The sequence below is a fragment of the Corynebacterium glyciniphilum AJ 3170 genome, assembly GCF_000626675.1.
Lineage (GTDB): Bacteria > Actinomycetota > Actinomycetes > Mycobacteriales > Mycobacteriaceae > Corynebacterium > Corynebacterium glyciniphilum.
In genome coordinates, this window is the sequence record NZ_CP006842.1 from 3373563 (window position 1) to 3392644 (window position 19082).

The 19082-nt window shown below is 67.1% G+C and carries 11 protein-coding genes; 6 read left to right on the plus strand and 5 right to left on the minus strand.

Translation table 11 applies throughout. The features are described from left to right. Window positions 1-52 precede the first annotated feature (52 nt). The 6 genes from CGLY_RS15665 to CGLY_RS15690 all read left to right on the plus strand — a co-directional run bounded on the left by CGLY_RS15665 (window position 53) and on the right by CGLY_RS15690 (window position 10403). Entirely contained in the window at window positions 53-3496 is a 3444-nt protein-coding gene (locus CGLY_RS15665; protein ID WP_038550561.1) for an arabinosyltransferase domain-containing protein, read from the plus strand. Between the two features lie 534 nt (window positions 3497-4030). Further along, the gene (locus tag CGLY_RS15670; protein ID WP_038550563.1) at window positions 4031-6112 is read left to right on the plus strand and encodes a M13 family metallopeptidase; all 2082 of its coding nucleotides are present in this window, start codon (window positions 4031-4033) and stop codon (window positions 6110-6112) included. A 10-nt stretch (window positions 6113-6122) separates the two neighbouring features. Next, window positions 6123-6965, plus strand: coding sequence for a hypothetical protein (locus CGLY_RS15675; RefSeq protein WP_038550565.1), 843 nt, complete (start codon window positions 6123-6125; stop codon window positions 6963-6965). After that, window positions 6955-8022 carry a PrsW family intramembrane metalloprotease gene (locus CGLY_RS15680; RefSeq protein WP_144313712.1) on the plus strand — a complete coding sequence of 356 codons (1068 nt, stop codon included), beginning with the start codon at window positions 6955-6957 and terminating at the stop codon, window positions 8020-8022. The genes CGLY_RS15675 and CGLY_RS15680 overlap by 11 nt, the downstream gene beginning before the upstream one ends. A gap of 38 nt (window positions 8023-8060) precedes the next feature. After that, window positions 8061-8507: a hypothetical protein gene (locus CGLY_RS15685; protein WP_038550567.1), complete on the plus strand. Its 447-nt coding sequence runs from the start codon at window positions 8061-8063 to the stop codon at window positions 8505-8507. 255 nt (window positions 8508-8762) lie between these two features. Beyond that, entirely contained in the window at window positions 8763-10403 is a 1641-nt protein-coding gene (locus tag CGLY_RS15690; RefSeq protein ID WP_081803976.1) for a glycoside hydrolase family 25 protein, read from the plus strand. Window positions 10404-10554: 151 nt separating this feature from the next. Here CGLY_RS15690 and CGLY_RS15695 read toward each other — a convergent pair whose 3' ends face one another. The 5 genes from CGLY_RS15695 to gltB form a co-directional block, all read right to left on the minus strand. Next, window positions 10555-11373 (minus strand): VOC family protein, encoded by an 819-nt coding sequence (locus CGLY_RS15695; RefSeq protein WP_038550569.1) that lies wholly within the window; start codon window positions 11371-11373, stop codon window positions 10555-10557. Next, the gene (locus tag CGLY_RS15700) at window positions 11373-11729 is read right to left on the minus strand and encodes an RNA-binding S4 domain-containing protein (RefSeq protein WP_038553596.1); all 357 of its coding nucleotides are present in this window, start codon (window positions 11727-11729) and stop codon (window positions 11373-11375) included. The genes CGLY_RS15695 and CGLY_RS15700 overlap by 1 nt, the downstream gene beginning before the upstream one ends. Before the next feature lie 448 nt (window positions 11730-12177). Continuing rightward, the gene (locus CGLY_RS15705) at window positions 12178-12825 is read right to left on the minus strand and encodes a LysE family translocator (protein ID WP_038550570.1); all 648 of its coding nucleotides are present in this window, start codon (window positions 12823-12825) and stop codon (window positions 12178-12180) included. Window positions 12826-12853: 28 nt separating this feature from the next. Further along, on the minus strand, window positions 12854-14431 hold the full coding sequence (locus CGLY_RS15710; RefSeq protein WP_038550572.1) for a glutamate synthase subunit beta: 1578 nt from the start codon (window positions 14429-14431) through the stop codon (window positions 12854-12856). Continuing rightward, window positions 14431-19023, minus strand: coding sequence for a glutamate synthase large subunit (gene gltB / locus CGLY_RS15715; protein WP_038553600.1), 4593 nt, complete (start codon window positions 19021-19023; stop codon window positions 14431-14433). Before gltB ends, CGLY_RS15710 begins: the two co-directional genes overlap by 1 nt. Between the last annotated feature and the right edge of the window lie 59 nt (window positions 19024-19082).

Consider the following 19082-nt stretch of genomic DNA (forward strand, 5'->3'; position numbering starts at 1 on the left):
CGGCCTGCCACCGCTTAGTCCTCACCAGACTCCTGCCGTAACATGTGCTGCTATGTCACGAGTCGAACACGATGCCCCCGACGAGGTGTCCGAACAGGCCCCTGAGACGAACCCCGATCGCACGAAGGCGGCCGGTGTCGACCGGCTCAAGGCGATCGCCGTCCTGTCGGGCATCGCGGCGCTCATCCTGTTCTGCCTGACCCCGCTGCTCCCGGTCAAGCAGGAACAGTCCAGCTTCTCCTGGCCGCAGGGTGGCGACCTCCGAAGCGTCGACGCGCCACTGATGTCCTACCATCCGGAGAACCTGGACATCACCCTGCCGTTGTCCGAGGTCCGTGACCTCAACGGCAACCAGACCACCGTCCTGTCCACCGTGCCCGAGGGCGCGGAGGAGGCGACGCTGCGCGGCATGTTCGTCCGGTCGACCCCGGACGGCCTGGACGTTGTGGTGCGTAACTCCGTGGCGCTGTCGGTCGACACCGACACCCTCGAGAGCCTCCCGGACGGCGCCCAGCTGCGGATCACCTCCGACTACGAGGGGACGCGTGCCTGGATCCCGGACGCCACCGACGAGGACGGTAACCCGCTGGAGGGCGGGTTCGGGGACGACATCCGCCCCATGCTCACCGGCATCTTCACCGAGATGACCGACACCCCCGAGAACACCCAGGCCGCCATCGACGCCGGCCTGCGGGTGGACGTCACCGTCGACTCGCGGTACACCTCCACCGCCAGCGGCATCAAGATCGCCGCGATGGTTCTCGGTGTGCTGTTCATGGTCGTCTCGCTGTGGGCCCTGCACCGCATGGACATCCTCGACGGTCGGACCCGCACGCGGCGGCGGTTCCTGCCCGCCAACTGGTGGCGACCACGCTGGCTCGACGGTGTCGTCGGCGGCGTCCTCGTGGTCTGGTACTTCATCGGCGCGAACACGGCCGACGACGGATACCTGCTGACCATGGCCCGTGCCAGCCAGGAATCCGGTTACATGGCGAACTACTACCGGTGGTTCGGTGTTCCGGAGTCCCCGTTCGGCGCCCCCTACTACGACCTGCTGGCGTTGATGACGCACGTCTCCACCGCCTCGGTGTGGATGCGGCTGCCCGTCCTGATCGCCAGCCTGCTGACATGGATGCTCCTCTCGCGGGAGGTGCTGCCGCGCCTGGGCGCGAAGATCTCGCAGCGTCAGGTGGCGCACTGGACTGCAGCGGCGGTCTTCCTCGTCTTCGCGATGACCTTCAACAACGGCCTGCGTCCCGAGCCCGTCATCGCTCTCGGTGCCCTGCTGACCTGGGTCTGCATGGAACGCGCGATCGCCACGGGGCGCCTGCTGCCCGCCGCGATCGGCGTGATCGTCGCCTCCCTGTCGCTCGCCGCAGGGCCCACCGGTCTGATGGCTGTCGCCTCGATCCTCGTCGCGCTGTCCGGACTTGTCCGGATCGTCATCCGGCGCCTGCCCCTGCTCAACGCCGGTAAGGGCAGCTCGAAGAAGAAGATCACCGGCGCGGTCGTCGCCCAGATCATGCCGTTCTTCGCCGCCGGCACCGCCGTGCTGATCTGTGTCTTCGGCGACCAGACATTGAGCACCGTCATGGAGTCCATCGGGGTGCGTGGCCCGGTCGGACCGTCCCTGTCCTGGTACGAGGAACCGCAGCGCTACACCGAGCTGCTGAAGCAGACCGTGGACGGGTCCTTCCCCCGCCGGTTCTCCGTGCTGATGATGCTGCTGTGCCTCGCCGTCGTCGTCGCCTCGATGCTGCGCAACCGCCGCGTCCCCGGCACTGCCCACGGCCCCGCACTGCGCATGACCCTCGTCGTCGTCGGCACCATGTTCTTCATGACCTTCACACCGACCAAGTGGACCCACCACTTCGGTGTGTACGCCGGCATCGCCGCCGGACTCGCGGCCCTGGCGGCCGTCGCTGCCTCGACCATGGCCATGCGCTCTGCGCGCAACCGCATCGTGTTCCTCGGCGCCTGCCTGTTGTTGTTCGCCTTCACCCTCGCCGGCACCAACGGCTGGTGGTACATCTCCAGCTTCGGCGTCCCCTGGTACGACAAGCCCATTCAGGTCGCCGGCTTCGAGATCTCCACCGGCATGATGGTGCTCGCCGTCATCGTGATGTTCATCGGCGTGGTCATCGGCTTCCTCAACGACATCCGCGAAGCCAATGCCACCACCGACGCTGAGCTCAAGGAGGTCGACCGTCGCGAGGCTGCCCAGGCCCAGCGGTTCACCGGCGTGGCCGCTGCACCGATTGCGGTACTCACCGCCATCGTCGTGCTGTTCAACCTGGCGTCACTGGGCAAGGGCTTCATCTCCCAGTGGCCGTCCTATTCCGTCGGCAAGGGCAACCTGACCGCCCTGGCCGGGAACACCAGCGGCATGGCGGGAGACGCCCTCGTCGAGTCCGACACCAACGAGTCTTTCCTGCAGACCGCCGACGGCACCGACTTCGCTGACTCCCTGGTCGGCGACAACTCCCGCGGTTTCGGGGAGAACAACATCCCCAACCGTATCCAGGAGAGTTCCGACAGCTCCGACTCCGGCTCATCGCCGCAGACCTCCGCCGTCGACACCGGTGCATTCGGGTCCTCGGACGAGGAGGGCGACGTCACCGACACCGGTCCCGGTGGCGGGCTCAACTCCCGTCAGGGTGCCAACGGCTCCTACGCCCAACTGCCGTTCGACATCGACCGCACCCAGGTGCCGGTCGTCGGGTCGTACACCGACGGGTTGCAGCTGCAGGCCGAGACCACCACGTCCTGGTACACGCTGCCGGAACGCAGTGACGATTCGCCGCTGCTGATCATCTCCGCAGCCGGAGAGGTGTCCCACCTCGACATGAACGGCGTGCGCCAGTACGGCCAGGAGCTGAAGCTGCAGTACGGCCGAAGCACCGGAGACGGCACCAGCTCCGATGACTTCGAGGTCATGGGCGAGCTCGAGCCGCTGGACATCGGCACCGCACCGCAGTGGCGCAACCTGCGCTTCCCCATGGACCAGATCCCTGAGGACGCCGATGTCGTCCGCATCCACGCCGCCGACCTGAACGTCACCCCGGACCAGTGGCTGGCCTTCACGCCGCCGCGCGTCCCCACCCTGGCGCCGCTGGACGACATCATCGGCGATGCGCCGACGCTGCTCGACTGGTCCGTCCCGCTGCAGTTCCCGGCACAGCGTCCGTTCAGCCACTACGCCGGTGTCGCCGAGGTTCCGGAGTACCAGATCTCTCCGGAGCACGACGCGAAGAAGGCGCACGCCCCCGTGATGGACTACTACGGCGGCGGTGCCGGTGGTCTGACCCAGATGGTCACCCACGGCACCGAGATGTCCACCTACCTCGACAACGACTGGCAGCGTGACTGGGGTGTCGTCACCAAGCTCACCCCGTTCGCCTCCAGCACCGGCGAGGAGCCGAAGACGGTCGATCTCGACATCGAGACCGAGAACCGGTCCGGTCTGTGGTCGCCGGGGCCGATGCGCCTGAGCTAGGGGTCGTAAACCCCGTAACGACGGTTTCTGTCTGAGACTGACGGCGAAGTACCCACTTCGCTCCCGGATTCAGACAGAAACCGTCGTTGTGTCTCCGGACCGCCTGCCAACGACTACAGTCGCCCCCGGAGGGGATATCCACATGGGGGTCGAATCACTGTCGTCACGGCCGGTCTGGTTGACCGCTGAACTCATCGAGGTCGGTTACACCGAAGCGCAGATCCGGGCTGCGGTCCATCGTGCAGGGCTGCACAGGATCAGCAGAGGTGTGTACACCTCATCACCGCCGACACCCGTGGTTTCATCCGCGACCGATGGAAAGGCAATGCGGCGACGCAGTGGGGGTGGGCGCTGTTCCGGTACACGGACTTCTGTATCGGTCCCGGCGGAGTGGAGGCCCGTATCATCGCGCAGCTCCGCGACGTTGTCGTGAGCCGGCTCAATCGGCGGTGGTCGACCATACCTGGTTACCCGGACCCGGCCGTGTGGGACTTCCACCCGCACCTCCGCTGACGGATGCCTACAGTGGTGGCCATGGCTGAAACGACTGACACGACAATCCCCGACAACATCACCGAGCACTCCCCCGGGCCCGTGCCTGCGGCGGCAGACGACCTCTACCGGTACGTGAGCGGCGCGTGGTTGGCATCCCACGAGATCCCGGCCGACCGCGCAGTCGACGGAAAGTTCCACGAACTGCGCGACCGTGCCGAACTCGACGTCAAGGCCATCGTCGAGGCTGCGGACCCGTCCACACGGATCGGTGCGTTGTTCAGCTCCTACATGGACGAGGACGGTGAGCACGGCATCGAGCAGGCCGGCCTGTCCGTCCTCGACCCGGACCTTGATCCCGTCCGCGACGCCGCCGACCTGGACGCCCTGGTCGCCACGCTCGCGCAGCTGGATCGTCACGGTGTCGGCGGTGTGGTCGGCTTCTGGACGGAGAAGGACGCCGGTGGCAGTGGCGACGAGGTCGCCTACCTGGTCCAGACGGGGCTCGGCCTACCGGATGAGGCCTACTACCGTGAAGACCAGCACGCGGAGATCCGCACAGAGTACCGGGCGTTCATCGAGCGGTTCCTGACGCTCGTCGAGGACACCGGAGAGCAACCCCGCCCCGGTCGTTTCGCGGATGTGGACGCCGCCACCGCCGCCGACGCGCTCATGGAGTTCGAGACGACCCTGGCGAAGGGTCACTGGGACACCGTGGCCTCCCGCGACGCGGAGAAGACCCACAATCCCACGGCGCAGGACGACCTGCCGTCCGGATTCCCTTTCGCGGCCTGGCTCGCCGGGGTGGGCATCACCCCGGACGTCGCCCCGCAGGTCATCGTCAGCCAACCGTCCTACCTGGAGCATGTCGCCGCCCTGGTGCCCGGCGCGGGGAATGGTCACGACCTGGACGAGTGGAAGCTGTGGGCGTACTGGCGGGTTCTCACCGCCCGTGCGGGCAAACTGCCCCGGACGTTCTCGGAGGCGAACTTCGACTTCTACGGACGCACGCTCTCGGGATCCACCGAACAGCGTGATCGCTGGAAGCGCGCGGTGATGATGGTCGAGGGTGCGGTCGGTGAAGAGGTCGGTCAGGAGTTCGTCGCCGAGCACTTCCCGCCCGAGTACAAGAAGCTCATGCTGGAACTCGTGGACTACCTGCTCGCCGCCTACCGGGACCGGATCAGCGAGCTGCCGTGGATGACGCCGGCGACCCGGGAACGGGCCCTGGAGAAACTGGGCACCTTCCGGGCACGGATCGGCTACCCCGACGTCTGGCGGGATTTCTCCGGTCTGACCTTCGGTGACAACGCCTACCACGGTGAGAATCTGCTGGCGAACTACCGGGCCGCGTCGGACTTCAACCATGAGTTCGAGGTCGCCAAGCTCGGTAAACCCAGCGACGGCGACCTGTGGTTCACCACCCCGCAGACGGTCAACGCCTTCTACAATCCGGTGCGCAATGACATCACCTTCCCCGCGGCGATCCTGCGTCCCCCCTTCTTCGACCCGGAGGCCGATATGGCCGGTAATTTCGGCGCGATCGGTGCCGTCATCGGTCACGAGATCGGCCACGGTTTCGACGACCAGGGCTCCAAATTCGACGGCGACGGTAACCTCAACTCCTGGTGGACGGAGGATGACCGCGCCGCGTTCACTGAGCTCACCGACAAGCTGGTTACCCAGTACGACGGGCTCGTGCCGACCGGCCTGGCCCAGCGCGGCCAGACCGACCACAAAGTCAACGGTTCCTTCACCCTGGGCGAGAACATCGGCGATCTCGGTGGACTCGGTATCGCCGTCGTCGCCCTGAAGAAGTGGCTCGCCGACCGTGGGGAGACGGTGGACTCCGCCCCGACGGCACCCGTGGAGGGAATTGACGGCGACGCGGACGGAACGGAATTCACCGTCCTGCAGCGTTTCTTCCTGCGGTGGGCGACGGTGTGGCGGACCGCGATCCGTCCTCAGATGGCCGCACAGTACGTGGCGATCGACCCGCACTCCCCCGGCGAGTTCCGCTGCAACGTTGTTGCGTCGAATGTCGCCGAATTCTACGAGGCCTTCGACGTTTCCTCCGACAACGGGATGTGGCTGCCCGAGGAGCAGCGTGTGACCATCTGGTAACGTCCCGGGAATGCCGGTAGCACCGATCACCCCGGACCCGGGGGCGGACGGGTGGGGACGTCCGACGCCCGGGCCCCCGTCCTCGATGCCGCCCGACGCTGACCCGGACGGGTTCTACCGTCCCGCGGCGGTCGGAGGGCACCGTACCGCACGGTGGTTCATCCTGGTCGGGGCTGCGCTGGTGCTGCTGGTCGCCCCGCTCGCCGTCCCGATGAATGATGCGGAAGACGCCGAACCGTACCTGCTCAACGACGCTGCCGCGGACACCCTGACCGCCTGGGAGTACAGCCCGCTGGATCTGGCGGGTCTGGATGGCCGGTGCGTCGCCACCGGTGAAGCGCTGTTGCCCGGAACTCTGGAAGCCGAGTGCACCAGCGGGTACGGCCTGGCTCCCGTAGACCTCGACATCGTGTCGATGGCCGGGGTAGAGGATGCATCCCTGTCGGCCGGGCGTGGGCTGCGCGCCATTCTCACCTCCGATGTGTCCGACGTGCCGTTCCGCCCTGCCGACGCCGAGGACGTCCTGCACCCGTCGCTGTCGGCGCAGACCGACGAATTCCTCATGTCACCGGTCATCGAGCTGAGCTCCCCCTCCGCCGACCGGTCCGGCGGGTCCGGCGGTCTCCTTGACGACCTGCCCGAGCTGCGGGACCCCGGCACGCCCGCCGGCACTCAGCCAGTGCAGTACGGCGACATCACCCCGGAGACCTCGCCGGGGATCTACACCGTCGCCACATCCTTCACGATCGACGGTCCCGACGGTGTGCTCTACACCGTCGCCGTGACCGGCGCGGATGAGGCATCCGTGACCGTGACCGCCAAACAACTGTGGGGTGCCGTCCGTGCCGCATGACCACCGCTCCCGCCCGGCCCAGGGATGGCGCGTCCTCGACGTCCCACGTGCCCACCACGACTCCTACCCACCGAACCAGCGCCCACGGTTGCGACCCACCTGGGATGTCTTCGGATGGTCCTTCCTGCTCATCACAGTGGTCAGCCTCGTCCTGTCCGCCCTGACACCGGCAGTCTTCATCCTTTTCCCCGGGCCCGGGCCCGTCGCGCTCGCTTCACTGTACGCGGTGATCTTCGTGGCGGTGGCCTGGTTCATCCTGTCCCGGCTGCTGATCTACCGCGGGACTCCCTGGCTGCTCGCCGGCGCCGCGATCCTGTGGGGTATGTCCGGGTCCTTCGCCATCGGTGCCTTCACCGTCAGCCAGCGGCTCATCGACCTGTCCTACAGCTGGGAGATCGACGAACTGGCCCTGTCCCTGGGAGGGGCGTACCCCGAAGAACTCGCCAAGGCACTCGGAGTCTGGCTTCTCCTGCACGTGGGGCGGGCCTGGTGGAACCGACCGTGGCACGGACTTGTCGCCGGCATGCTGGTGGGCTTCGGGTTCGAAGCATTCGAGAATGCCGGGTACGCCGTCATGTTGGGCGTATACCACCCGACCTCTGACCTGTCCGGAGTGTCCTGGATGTGGCTGGTCCGCCTGGCCGCCGGTCCGTTACTGCACGCCATCTGCACCGGGTTGGTGGGCTTCGGCATCGGCATGGCCATCTACGCCGCCGGGCTGACCTGGAGACGGCGACTGAGTTGGGTGCTCGCGTCCGGGCTCGCCGGATTCCTCGTCCACGCCGGATGGAATCTCCAGCTGGATTCCACCGCCGCCACCGTGGCTCACCTTCTCGGATCCTGGGGGCTGGGCGCTGCACTTCTGGTCACCGCGATCATCATCTCCACGAAGGAGGCCCGCGCACTCGCCGCCGCCGGACGCTACCCTGCCGTGTCGATCTACCAGCGCATCCCGACGGCACCTCCCGTCTCCCCGCCAGTAGTACCGGTGCCACCGCCAGGGCCACAGTTCGACCACCACCCAGGGAACCCCGGGTGGTATCCGCGCGGACGCTAGCAGTTGCTCGTGGAACGGTTCCGGCTATCATCGGCGCCATGACCATTCTCTCCAGTCATCCCAGTACATCCGCTACCGTCGGGACCTCCCGTCCCACCCGCTTCCGCCGTGCCGGCACCATGGCGGCCACGATCGCCCTGTCCGCAGGAGTCCTCACCGCGATCGCCGCGCCCACCGCCGGTGCCGCCACCTCCTCCTCAACTCCGGCGTTGACCAGCAGTGTCAGTCAGCCCGGGGCGCAGAAGGCCACCATCGCCGATCCCGGGCGGACGGCCGCCGTCGCCACCGCAGCCGGTGTGAATCCGGCCGTGGTCGCCCGTCTCCTGGCCAACCCGGAGGCCACCCTTGCTGCAGGTGAGCGCCTCGGTGTCCCGCGCGACACCGCTGTCTGGGCCGCGAACAACCCGGAACAGGCCCTGGGCATGGCCCGTGCCGCCGGGATCAACCCGGCCTGGGCCGCCAACGTCCTCGCCGCCAACCTGTAGTCCTCTTCTCGCCGGCCCCTCCCTGCACCCGATGCGGGAAGGGGTTTTTTTCGTGTCAGCACAGCGATCACTCCATGCCGGGACGGACACCACGGGGTGTTTTTTCGGGAGTGAGCCACCCCTCAGGTGTTCGTCCCGCCTGGTCCCGTCACTGTGTGTCCCCGAGACCGACGCAGCACAAAAAGTCAAGAAATGCGACACGCGGTGCGCGTGTTACTCGTGTGATTGTTGTGAATAGTGTGTATCGTGTTGCGCATGCTGTCTCTCCCCTGGCGTCGCTCCGCGCGCACCACCGTCCCCGCCCGACTCACCGCAGTAACCCTCTTCGGTTCAGCCGCAACGGTCGCCGCTCTGGTCGCCACCGATGTCCTGCCCGTGCCCACCTGGGCACTGGACGGAGTCGACGTGGCGAGCCACCAGCACCCCGGTGGCTCCGCCATCGACTGGCAGAGCGTCGCTGCCTCCGGCCAGAGCTTCGCCTTCATCAAGGCCAGCGAAGGCACCGGCTACGTGAACCCCTACTTCACCTCGGACTCAGCCAAGGCCTCGGCCGCCGGTGTGACCCCGGGAAGCTACCACTACGCCAAGCCGGGTTCCACCGACCCCCGCTCCGAGGCCCAGCACTACGCGGCGACCCTCGCCACCGGCGTCCAGCCGTCCCTGCCCCCGACCCTCGACCTCGAGGAATCCGGCGGACTCGGTCCGGAAGAACTGCAGAACTGGGTCCGTGACTGGATCGACGAGATCAAGAATCTGACCGGCCGCGACCCGATCATCTACACGTACCAGAACTTCTGGCTCAACGACATGGGCAACACCACCGAGTTCGCGGAGTATCCGCTGTGGCTCGCGTACTACAACCCGACTCTGCCGAACGAGATCCCCGGCGGCTGGGACGAAGTCACCTTCTGGCAGTACTCCTCGGAAGGCCAGGTCGACGGCATCTACACCAATGTCGACCTCAACACCTACTACGGCACCGACGAGCAGCTGCAGGCCCTCACAGGCGCCCCGTCGGACGGTAGCGCGGCCGGCAACATCGTCGACGCCCTGAAGCCGATCACCGATGCCGCGCTCGGCCAGGCCGAGAACGCCAACGACACCGAGCACCAGCAGGCCGCCGGCGGAGAGCCGGGCCTCGACCAGCCGTTGAGCACGGATCTCCTGGTCAGCCTGCTCGGCCTGGTGGGTGGCGCAGTCGGCCCCGACGCCGTCCTCGCCGCCGCACAGGAGTCCGGCCTGGGTGAAGCCCTGGGCTCGGTCCTCGCGTCCTCCGGCATGGAGGCACGTGACGCCGGCCAGACCATGCCGATCGCCGCCATCGCCGCCCTCGTCCTGGGTGCCCTCGGCCTCGGCGCCGACGGCGGGGACATCGCCAACCAGGTCGGTGACCTCGTCGGCTCGCTCGTCGACGAACAGGGCGCACCGGCCGGCGGCGTCGACATCTCGCAACTTGCCGGACTCATCGGCGGAGGTGACGTCTCCCTCGACAGCATCCTGCGTCTGATGACCGCCTTCGGCGCCACCGACTACGCCGCACAGGTCGCCAACGGCACTGTCGACACCGACACCCTGCTCGCCCAGGTGAAGTCGCAGGACGCAGGCACACCGGCCGAGAATCCCACGCCTGAGACGGACGAGGCCCCGGCGCACGAACCTGCCGTCGCCGACCCGGAGGCACTGCGCTCGTCCCTCGAAGCTGCGGGGGTCGACGCCGACACCGCCGCCAAACTCGCCGCGGATCCTGCGGCCACGGTGGCCGCCGCCGAAAAACTGGGCGTCGACCATGAGACAGCGTCACGGTTCGCCTCCGACCCCGAGGGCGCGCTGCGTGCCCTGGAAGAGGCCGGCATCGATCCGGTCGGCGCAGCACCGATGCTCGCGGCCCAGCTCTGACCTTCCCGAACATCCGCTGACGTCACGGATGACGCCTCCTCGGAGGAGGACAGCAGACGAGAACGCCCTGACCCGGATCTTCAGAGATCCTGGTCAGGGCGTTCTCGTGTCGCGGCGTGATCGGCGACATTCCGCCGATCATGTCCGCTGATCAGGGCTGCGGAGCCCCGGGTGCCATGATGTCAGGCTCGTGGATGTCCTCGAGGCTCTCTGGCGTCGGCTCGGCGATCTCGCAGAGGTTCACCAGCGCACCCGTCGGGTCGACCAGCGTGCACAGACGGCCCAGTTCGGAGTTCCACGGGGCGCGGACCAGCTTGCCGCCGAGCTTCTTGACCTTCTTCGCCGCAGCATCCACGTTGGCGCAGCCGAGGTAGAGCGTCCACATCGACGGGTTCTCGTCCAGCTCGCTGGTGTCCCACATGCCGCACAGCGGCGCACCGTTGTATTCGCCGGTGGCGTAACGGAACTTGTCCGTGTCGCTGTGCTGGCGGATATCCCACCCGGCGAGGTCGTGGTAGAACTTCAGCGTCGCGTCGAACTCTTCACCAACGAGGAGCTCGTGCCACACCGGGGTTCCCGGCTCACCGGCGGCGAAGAAGGGCTCGTCGCCGGACGGCTGCTTGAGCCCCACCGTCGCACCCGACGGGTCGACGATGACGGCCATGCGTCCGCGGCGTCCCACATCGCGTGGGGACAGGATGCTCGTCGCACCTGCCTTGACGGCCTCATCATGGACATGGTCGATGTCAGGCGCGTAGAGCAGCATGCCCCACAGCGACGACTTGTCGTCGGGGACCTCGCCGAGACCCGCGACGGGCATTCCGTTCTTCTTGGCGACGAGGTAGCCGTCGCACTGTGTGTCGAACTCCCAGTCAAGGAGCTCGGTGTAGAAGGTCTTCGCCTTCTCCAGGTCAGTGGTAGCCAGGTCGATCCAGATCGGCATTCCTGGCTCCGCTACGAGAGCGGGCATCAGAGGTTCCTCCACTTGTCGGGGTCGAAATCGTCGTCGGCAGTTGCTTCGTCAAAGTAGTCGTCATCGTCACTGTCGCCGCTGGTGTCGCCGCCATTCCCAGTGACGACCCGGGCGGCGGCAATCGGGGTGGCGTCCTCGTCAAGAACAACCACCTCATCCCCGGAACGCAGGTGCCGGCCACGGCGGGTGTCAGCCTCACCGTTGACCGTCACACGACCGGCGGCGACAGCCTCCTTGGCTGCGCCGCCGGAATCGACCAGGTTCGCCAGTTTGATGAACTGCCCCAATCGGATGTCGTCCCCGCGCACGGGGACATCCTGCGCCGGTACCTTGTGCTCTTCTCGCTCAGGCATGCCGACCATCCTACGACGCTGCGGGTTAACAGGGAAGTCCTCCGCGTGGCGGGCCGGATATTAGTGACTGACGGAGATCACGCAGCGATGTTTATACGCCTCGCCCCCTGTGAAATTGTCGCCCTTCAAGGCTGGATTTCTGGCCCCTGAGCTGCACAGAAGGGCGACTATCCGACACGGAGGTCTCCCAGGTGCCCGCCGCCGCTGCCGGGGTGCGTCGACGGCAGAGGAATCACGGAGTTACCGTGTGCCGATGACGCCACGAAGGAACCTCGCGCTCAGATGCACGATATCGCTCGTCCTCATCACTATTTCTCTGAGCATTTATTCGACGGTGAAGGATACTGACCTGGTGCCGACCCTGCTGAAGTTCGGCGTCCCGCTGTTCCTCGCAGGCGCTCTGGCAGATGTCGTCTTCTCCTTCTCCGATGCCGAAGAGCCGACAGCGTCACAGCTCCAGAAGCCCCTCCCCCACCAGGATCACACCGAGGACAAGGAACACCACCCCAGCGATAACGTCGATCCACGGCCCCGCGGCCTGTAGGCGACGGGACAGCGCGGGCACGGACACCATCACCGCCACGGCCACGAACCAGGCGATACCGGTGACGAGCATGACCGCCAGAATGATCAGGCGCGTCGTCCACCCGGTGTCCGGGGGAACGAAACCGGCGAACACCGCGCCGAAGAACACCAGCGCCTTCGGGTTCGCCAGGTTCGTCATCAGACCGAGACGCCATGCACCGAGGGTGGAGACCCGCTCGGCGGTGGTGGTCGGCGTCGCCGACACAGTCGTCCCCGCGGAGCGGCGTTCCGCCAGGCCACCGCGCAGGGCCACCTGCCCCATCCACGCCAGGAAGGCGCCACCGACCAGGAACAGGGCCGTGAGGACCCAGGGGACGGCATCGATGAGCGCGGACAGTCCGACCATGCTGGCGACGATCCACAGGGTGTTGCCGCTCATGATGCCGAGGGCGCAAGCGACGCCGTTACGCCGGACGGCGCCGAGCCGCAGGATCTGCACCAGATCCGGGCCAGGCGAAGCGATGGCGAGCAGCCACGCGACAAGAATGCTGAGGAGAGCGCCGCCGGTCATGGGGTTTCAATGTACTCTCCCCGTCCGCTCACACACTCAGCGGCATGTCCGACGGCGCGACGGGCCGTGGGAGCGCGCTCTCGCCCATCAGTGCGCGGTCGACGGCGGCCGCACAGGCACGTCCCTCGGAAATCGCCCACACGATCAGTGAGGCGCCGCGACCGGCGTCCCCGGTGGCGAACACCGGTGCATCGAATCCGGTGTCACGGACCATCGAGGACTCTGCCCACCAGGTGCGGTAGTCGTCGTCGCGCTTGAGGCGTCCACGTCCGTCGACGGGAAGACCCAGTTCGGAGATGATGCCCTCGGTGTCGACGGAGGAGAAGCCGACGGCGAGCAGGACAAGGTCGGCGTCCATGTCGATCTCGGTGCCGGGCAGGTTGACCATGCCTTCCGGAGTACGTTCACACGTTGCTGCGCGCAGGGCGGTGACATGGCCGTCGGTGCCGGTGAGCTCGACGGTGTTGATGCGGTGGTCACGGTAACCCAGCGTGGTGCCGACCTCGCGCTCCGCGAGGCCGAGGGCGACGATCTCGTCGGCGGACTCGTTGCCGCTGATGCGGTACTCACCCTCCTCGTGGGCTGATGCCACGCGCCAGATCTTGGGCCACACCGGCCAGGGGTTGTCCTCGGTACGGTACGGGTCCGGTGCCGGGTTGTAGTCGAACTGGCGGACGGAGGCCGCGCCCTGACGCAGGGCGGTGCCGAAGCAGTCGGTGCCGGTGTCGCCGCCACCGATGATCACGACGTTCTTGCCCTTCGCGTCGATCTGAGGGGTGTCAATGTCGCCGGCGACGACGCGGTTGGCCATCGGAAGGTAATCCATCGCCTGGTGGACACCCTCCAGGCCGCGGCCCGGGATGGAGACGTCCCGGGGAACGGTCGCCCCGACAGCCAGCACGACTGCGTCGAAACCGGCGAGGTCCGACGCGGACGGGGAGATGTTGGTGCGGAACGTGGTGCCTTCAGCTTCCATCTGGGCCAGCCGCCGGTCGATCCAGCGGTTCTCCAGCTTGTAGTCCGGCACACCGTAGCGCAGCAGGCCACCGATGCGGTCGTCCCGTTCGAAGACGGTGACGTCATGGCCGGCGCGGGTGAGCTGCTGGGCGGCGGCAAGGCCGGCGGGGCCGGACCCGACGACAGCGACAGACTGACCGGTGGAGAAGCTGGCCTTCACCGGGCGCACCCACCCTTCCTCGAAAGCGTGCTCGACGATCTGCAGCTCGACGGTCTTAATCGCCACCGGGTCCCCGACGCCCGCGCCGGCGCCGATTCCCTCGATGCCCAGCACGCAGGCACCCTCGCAGGGAGCGGGGCAGATGCGCCCGGTGAACTCGGGGAAGTTGTTCGTGGCGTGCAGGCGGTCGTAGGCCTCTTTCCACCGTCCCTGGCGGACCAGGTCATTCCACTCGGGGATGATGTTGCCGAGCGGACATCCGTCGTGGCAGAAGGGAATGCCGCAGTCCATGCAGCGCGCGGCCTGGGTCTGCACCTTCGAGTCGGCGAAAGGTTCGTAGACTTCCTTCCAGTCGAGCAGGCGCAGCGGGACGGGGCGGTGTGCCGCTTCCTCGCGGGGATACTTCATGAATCCGTGCGGATCAGCCATTACTTGACTCCCTCCATGATGGCGGCGGCGATGCCGTCCGCGTCGAGTCCCGCGTCGCGGGCCTGTTCGATGGTCTGCAGGACGCGCCGGTAGTCGCGCGGCATGACCTTGATCAGTGACCGGGGGTCCACGTCGACGGTGGATCCGGTGAGTCTCCGGTGGCGCTCGATGGTGTCGACGAGCCAGTCGAGCTCGTCGTCGGCGACCTCCTCGACGTCGACGAGGCCGGGGTTGATGCGCTTGGCCATGCCGTCGACGCCACTGCCGTCGTCCATGAGGTACGCGATACCGCCGGACATGCCGGCGCCGAAGTTCTCACCGACGGGACCGAGGTTGATCACGCGGCCGCCGGTCATGTACTCGCAGCCGTGGTTCCCCATGCCCTCGACAACGGCGGTGACACCGGAGTTACGTACACAGAAGCGTTCGCCGACGGCACCGCGGATGAACATCTCGCCGGAGACGCCACCGAAGCCCAGGACGTTACCGGCGATGGTCTGGTGCTCGCCGACCGCGCCGTCACGGTCGTGGGGCCGGATGGCGATCGTACCGCCGGACAGCCCCTTGGCGACGTAGTCGTTGGCGTCGCCGACGAGGGTCAGGGTCATGCCCTTGGGGACGAAGGCGCCGAAGGAGTTGCCGGCGGATCCGGTGAACGTGAGGTTCACGGTGCCGTCGGGCAGGCCGTCGCGTCCGGCGACGCGGCTGATCAGGGAACCGGTCATCGTGCCGACCGACCGGTTGACGTTGGTGATCGGGTAGCTCAGCTCGATGAAAGTACCCTCACCAGCGGCGGCGCGGCGGATGGTCTCCTCAGCGTCCTCGCGGATGCGGTTGTCGAGGGCCGCGTCCAGGCTGTGGTCCTGGTCCTTGGTCTTGTACAGGTCCTGGTGCATGAACGGGCTGTCGGGGCGGGCGAAGATCGGCGAGAGGTCGAGCGATCCGGCGGTCTTGTGCCCTGGGTCAACTGCACCGGCGCGCAGGCACTCGGAGTGCCCCACAGCCTCCTCGAGGGTGCGGAAACCGAGTTCCGCAAGGTATTCACGCACTTCCTGGGCGATGAAGGTGAAGAAGTTGACGACGTGCTCGGCCTGACCGGTGAACTTCTTGCGCAGGTCAGGGTTCTGGGTGGCCACGCCGACCGGACAGGTGTCCAGGTGGCAGACACGCATCATGATGCAGCCCTCGACGACCAGCGGCGCGGTCGCGAAACCGAACTCCTCCGCGCCGAGCAGCGCGGCGACGATGACATCGCGCCCGGTCTTCATCTGGCCGTCGCACTGCACGGTGATGCGGTCGCGCAGGCCGTTCATCAGCAGAGTCTGCTGGGTCTCCGCCAGGCCGAGCTCCCAGGGGCCACCGGCGTGCTTCAGCGAGTTCAGCGGAGACGCACCCGTACCGCCGTCGTGCCCGGAGATCAGGACGACGTCGGCGTGGGCCTTGGAAACGCCGGCGGCGACGGTGCCCACGCCCTGCTCAGCGACGAGCTTGACGTGGATGCGGGCGTCCGGGTTGGCGTTCTTCAGGTCGTGGATCAGCTGGGCGAGATCCTCGATGGAGTAGATGTCATGGTGAGGGGGCGGGGAGATCAGACCGACACCGGGCGTGGTCACCCGGACCTCCGCGATCCAGGGGTAGACCTTGTGCGGGGGCAGCTGGCCGCCCTCACCGGGCTTGGCGCCCTGCGCCATCTTGATCTGGATGTCGGTGCAGTTGTTGAGGTAGTGGCTGGTCACGCCGAAACGTCCGGACGCGACCTGTTTGATCGCCGACCGGCGCCAGGTGCCGTCCGCCTCGGGCTCGAAACGGTCGGGGTCCTCGCCGCCCTCACCGGAGTTCGACATGCCCTTGAGCCGGTTCATGGCGATGGCGAGGGTCTCGTGGGCCTCGGCGGAGATCGAGCCGTAGCTCATCGCACCGGTGGAGAAACGCTTGACGATCGCGGAGACAGGCTCGACCTCATCCACGGGGATCGACGGCCGGTCACTGTGCATCTCGAACAGTCCGCGCAGGGTGGCGAGCCGCTTGGACTGGTTGTCGACCTTCTCGGAGTACTCCTTGAAGATACGGTACTGCCCGGTGCGGGTGGCGTGCTGCAGTTTGAACACGGTCTCCGGGTTGAAGAGGTGGTACTCGCCCTCCCGACGCCACTTGTACTCGCCGCCGATCTCAAGTTCACGGTGGGCGGCTTCCTCGGGGCGCGGCAGGAACGCGAAACGGTGCCGCACGGCGACGTCCGAAGCGATCTCGTCGAGACCGATCCCGGAGATCGGGCTGAGGCAACCGGTGAAGTAGTCGTCCAGGAGCTGCTGGTGCAGGCCGGTGACGTCCGCCAGCTGCGCTCCCCGGTAGGACGCGACGGTCGCGATGCCCATCTTCGACATGATCTTCTGCACACTGGCAGAGGCGCCGTCGATGAAGTTCTGGCAGCCTTCGTCGGTGGTCAGCGAGCCGAGCTGACCTCGCTTGGAAAGCTCGTCGATGGTCTCGAACGCCATGTAGGGGTTGATCGCGTCGGCGCCGAAGGTGAGCAGCATAGCGAGGTGGTGGACCTCGCGGGCATCTCCGGACTCGATGATCAGCGAGGCCTGGGTGCGGGTGCGCTCAGCGACGAGATGCTGGTGCACCGCGCTGGTGAGCAACAGTGAGGGGATCGGCGCCATCCGTTCGTCGGACTCTCGGTCGGACAGGATGATCAGTGTCGCGCCATCCTCGATGGCGCGGGACGTCTCCCGCCGGATGCGCTCGATGGCCTGCCGCATTCCGCGGCCCCCGTGGGCGACCGGATAGAGTCCGGAGATCACCGCAGAGCGGAAATCCTCGAACCCTTCGTGCGCGCCGGCCTGGCGCAGGGTGGCCAGCGTGGAGTTGAGCAGGACCGGGGTTTCCAGGTGGATGCGGTGTGCAGCCTCGGGAACCTCGGTGGTGACGTCGACCTGACGTCCCAGCTGGGTGAACATGCTGGTCACCATCTTCTCACGGATGGAGTCCAGCGGCGGGTTGGTGACCTGGGCGAAGCGCTGGGCGAAGAAGTCGAAGAGCATGCGGGGACGGTTCGACAGCGCCGCGATGGGCGTGTCGGTACCCATGGACCCCAGCTGCTCGCCGCCGGTGACGGCGAGCGGCTGGATGAGGACGTCGACGTCCTCCTCCGTCATACCGAAGACACGCTGGCGCAGGACGACCCGCTCGTGGCTCATCGCTTCATACTCGACGGGGGGCAGGTCAGCGAAGCGGACGATGTTGTTGTCGACCCACTCACGGTAGGGCTTGTCGGCCAACCTGGACTTGATCTCGTCGTCGGGGATGATGCGTCCCTGCGCGGTGTCGACGAGGAACATACGGCCGGGTTCGATGCGGCGTCGCTGCACGATGTCCTCCGGCGGGACAGGCAGCAGTCCCGCCTCGGATCCGCCGATGACCAGTCCGTCCTTGGTCACCCAGATGCGTCCCGGTCGCAGACCGTTGCGGTCCAGTACCGATCCGATGACGGTGCCGTCGGTGAACACCAAAGCAGCCGGACCGTCCCACGCCTCCATGAGCGACGAGTGGTACTCGTAGAATGCGCGGACGTCCGGGTCGACGGCAGGGTTACGCTCCCAGGCCTGGGGGACCATCATCATCACGGCGTGCGGGAGCGAACGGCCGGCGAGGTGGAGAAGCTCCAGCGCCTCGTCGAACCGTCCGGTGTCCGAGCCCGAGGGATCGCACACCGGGAGGACGCGCTCGATGTCGCCGAGGGTCTCCGAGCGGATCTGGGACTCGCGGGCGCGCATCCAGTTCTCGTTGCCGCGCACCGTGTTGATCTCGCCGTTGTGGGCGAGCAGACGGAACGGGTGGGCCAGGGGCCACGAGGGGAAGGTGTTCGTGGAGAACCGGGAGTGGACGATCGCCAGGGCCGACTCGACCCGGTCATCCTGCAGGTCCAGGTAAAAGTCCCGCAGCTGAGGGGTGGTGAGCATGCCCTTGAAGACGATGGTCCGTGAGGACAGTGACGGGAAGTAGACGGTGTCGGAACCGGCACCCTCACCCGGACCCTTCGAGCCGAGCTCGCGCTCGGCGCGCTTGCGCACGAACCAGACGCGGCGATCCAGCTCGATACCGGAGAGCTCATTGCCCTCCGCGTCCCGTCCGGCGATGAACAGCTGGTAGAAGATCGGTTCGGCGTCACGGGCCATGGCGCCGAGAGCGGAATCGTCGACGGGGACCTCCCGCCAGGCGAGCAGGTCGAGGTTCTCCTCGCTGATGATCGACTCGACGGCGCGCATCGCGTCCAACGCGGCCATGCGGGCCGCCGGGAGGAAGGCGATCCCCGTGGCGTAGGCGCCGGGAGCGGGCAGGTCGATGCCCTGATGCGCGAGCACCTCACGGTAGAAGCGGTCCGGGACCTGCATCAGGATGCCGGCGCCGTCACCGGTGTTCTTCTCGGCCCCTGCAGCACCACGGTGGTCGAGGTTGACCAGGGCCTGGATGCCCTTCTCGACGATGTCGTGTGTGGCCCGGCCGTGCATGTCGGCGACGAAGGCGACGCCGCAGGCGTCGTGTTCGTGGGCCGGGTGATAGAGCCCCTGGGGCGCCGGGTAGTTCTTCAGCTGATTGTTCACGGGGTGGTCATCCTCCGGTCGTCGGGTCGTGCAGTGCGGTTCTCCGT

Excerpts from the sequence above, each read along its gene's own strand:
- CGLY_RS15685 (WP_038550567.1), top strand. The coding sequence starts at position 8,061 with ATGACCATTCTCTCCAGTCATCCCAGTACATCCGCTACCGTCGGGACC.
- CGLY_RS15700 (WP_038553596.1), bottom strand. The coding sequence starts at position 11,729 with ATGCCTGAGCGAGAAGAGCACAAGGTACCGGCGCAGGATGTCCCCGTG.
- CGLY_RS15710 (WP_038550572.1), bottom strand. The coding sequence starts at position 14,431 with ATGGCTGATCCGCACGGATTCATGAAGTATCCCCGCGAGGAAGCGGCA.
- CGLY_RS15705 (WP_038550570.1), bottom strand. The coding sequence starts at position 12,825 with ATGACCGGCGGCGCTCTCCTCAGCATTCTTGTCGCGTGGCTGCTCGCC.
- CGLY_RS15670 (WP_038550563.1), top strand. The coding sequence starts at position 4,031 with ATGGCTGAAACGACTGACACGACAATCCCCGACAACATCACCGAGCAC.
- CGLY_RS15665 (WP_038550561.1), top strand. The coding sequence starts at position 53 with ATGTCACGAGTCGAACACGATGCCCCCGACGAGGTGTCCGAACAGGCC.
- CGLY_RS15690 (WP_081803976.1), top strand. The coding sequence starts at position 8,763 with ATGCTGTCTCTCCCCTGGCGTCGCTCCGCGCGCACCACCGTCCCCGCC.
- CGLY_RS15675 (WP_038550565.1), top strand. The coding sequence starts at position 6,123 with ATGCCGGTAGCACCGATCACCCCGGACCCGGGGGCGGACGGGTGGGGA.
- CGLY_RS15695 (WP_038550569.1), bottom strand. The coding sequence starts at position 11,373 with ATGCCCGCTCTCGTAGCGGAGCCAGGAATGCCGATCTGGATCGACCTG.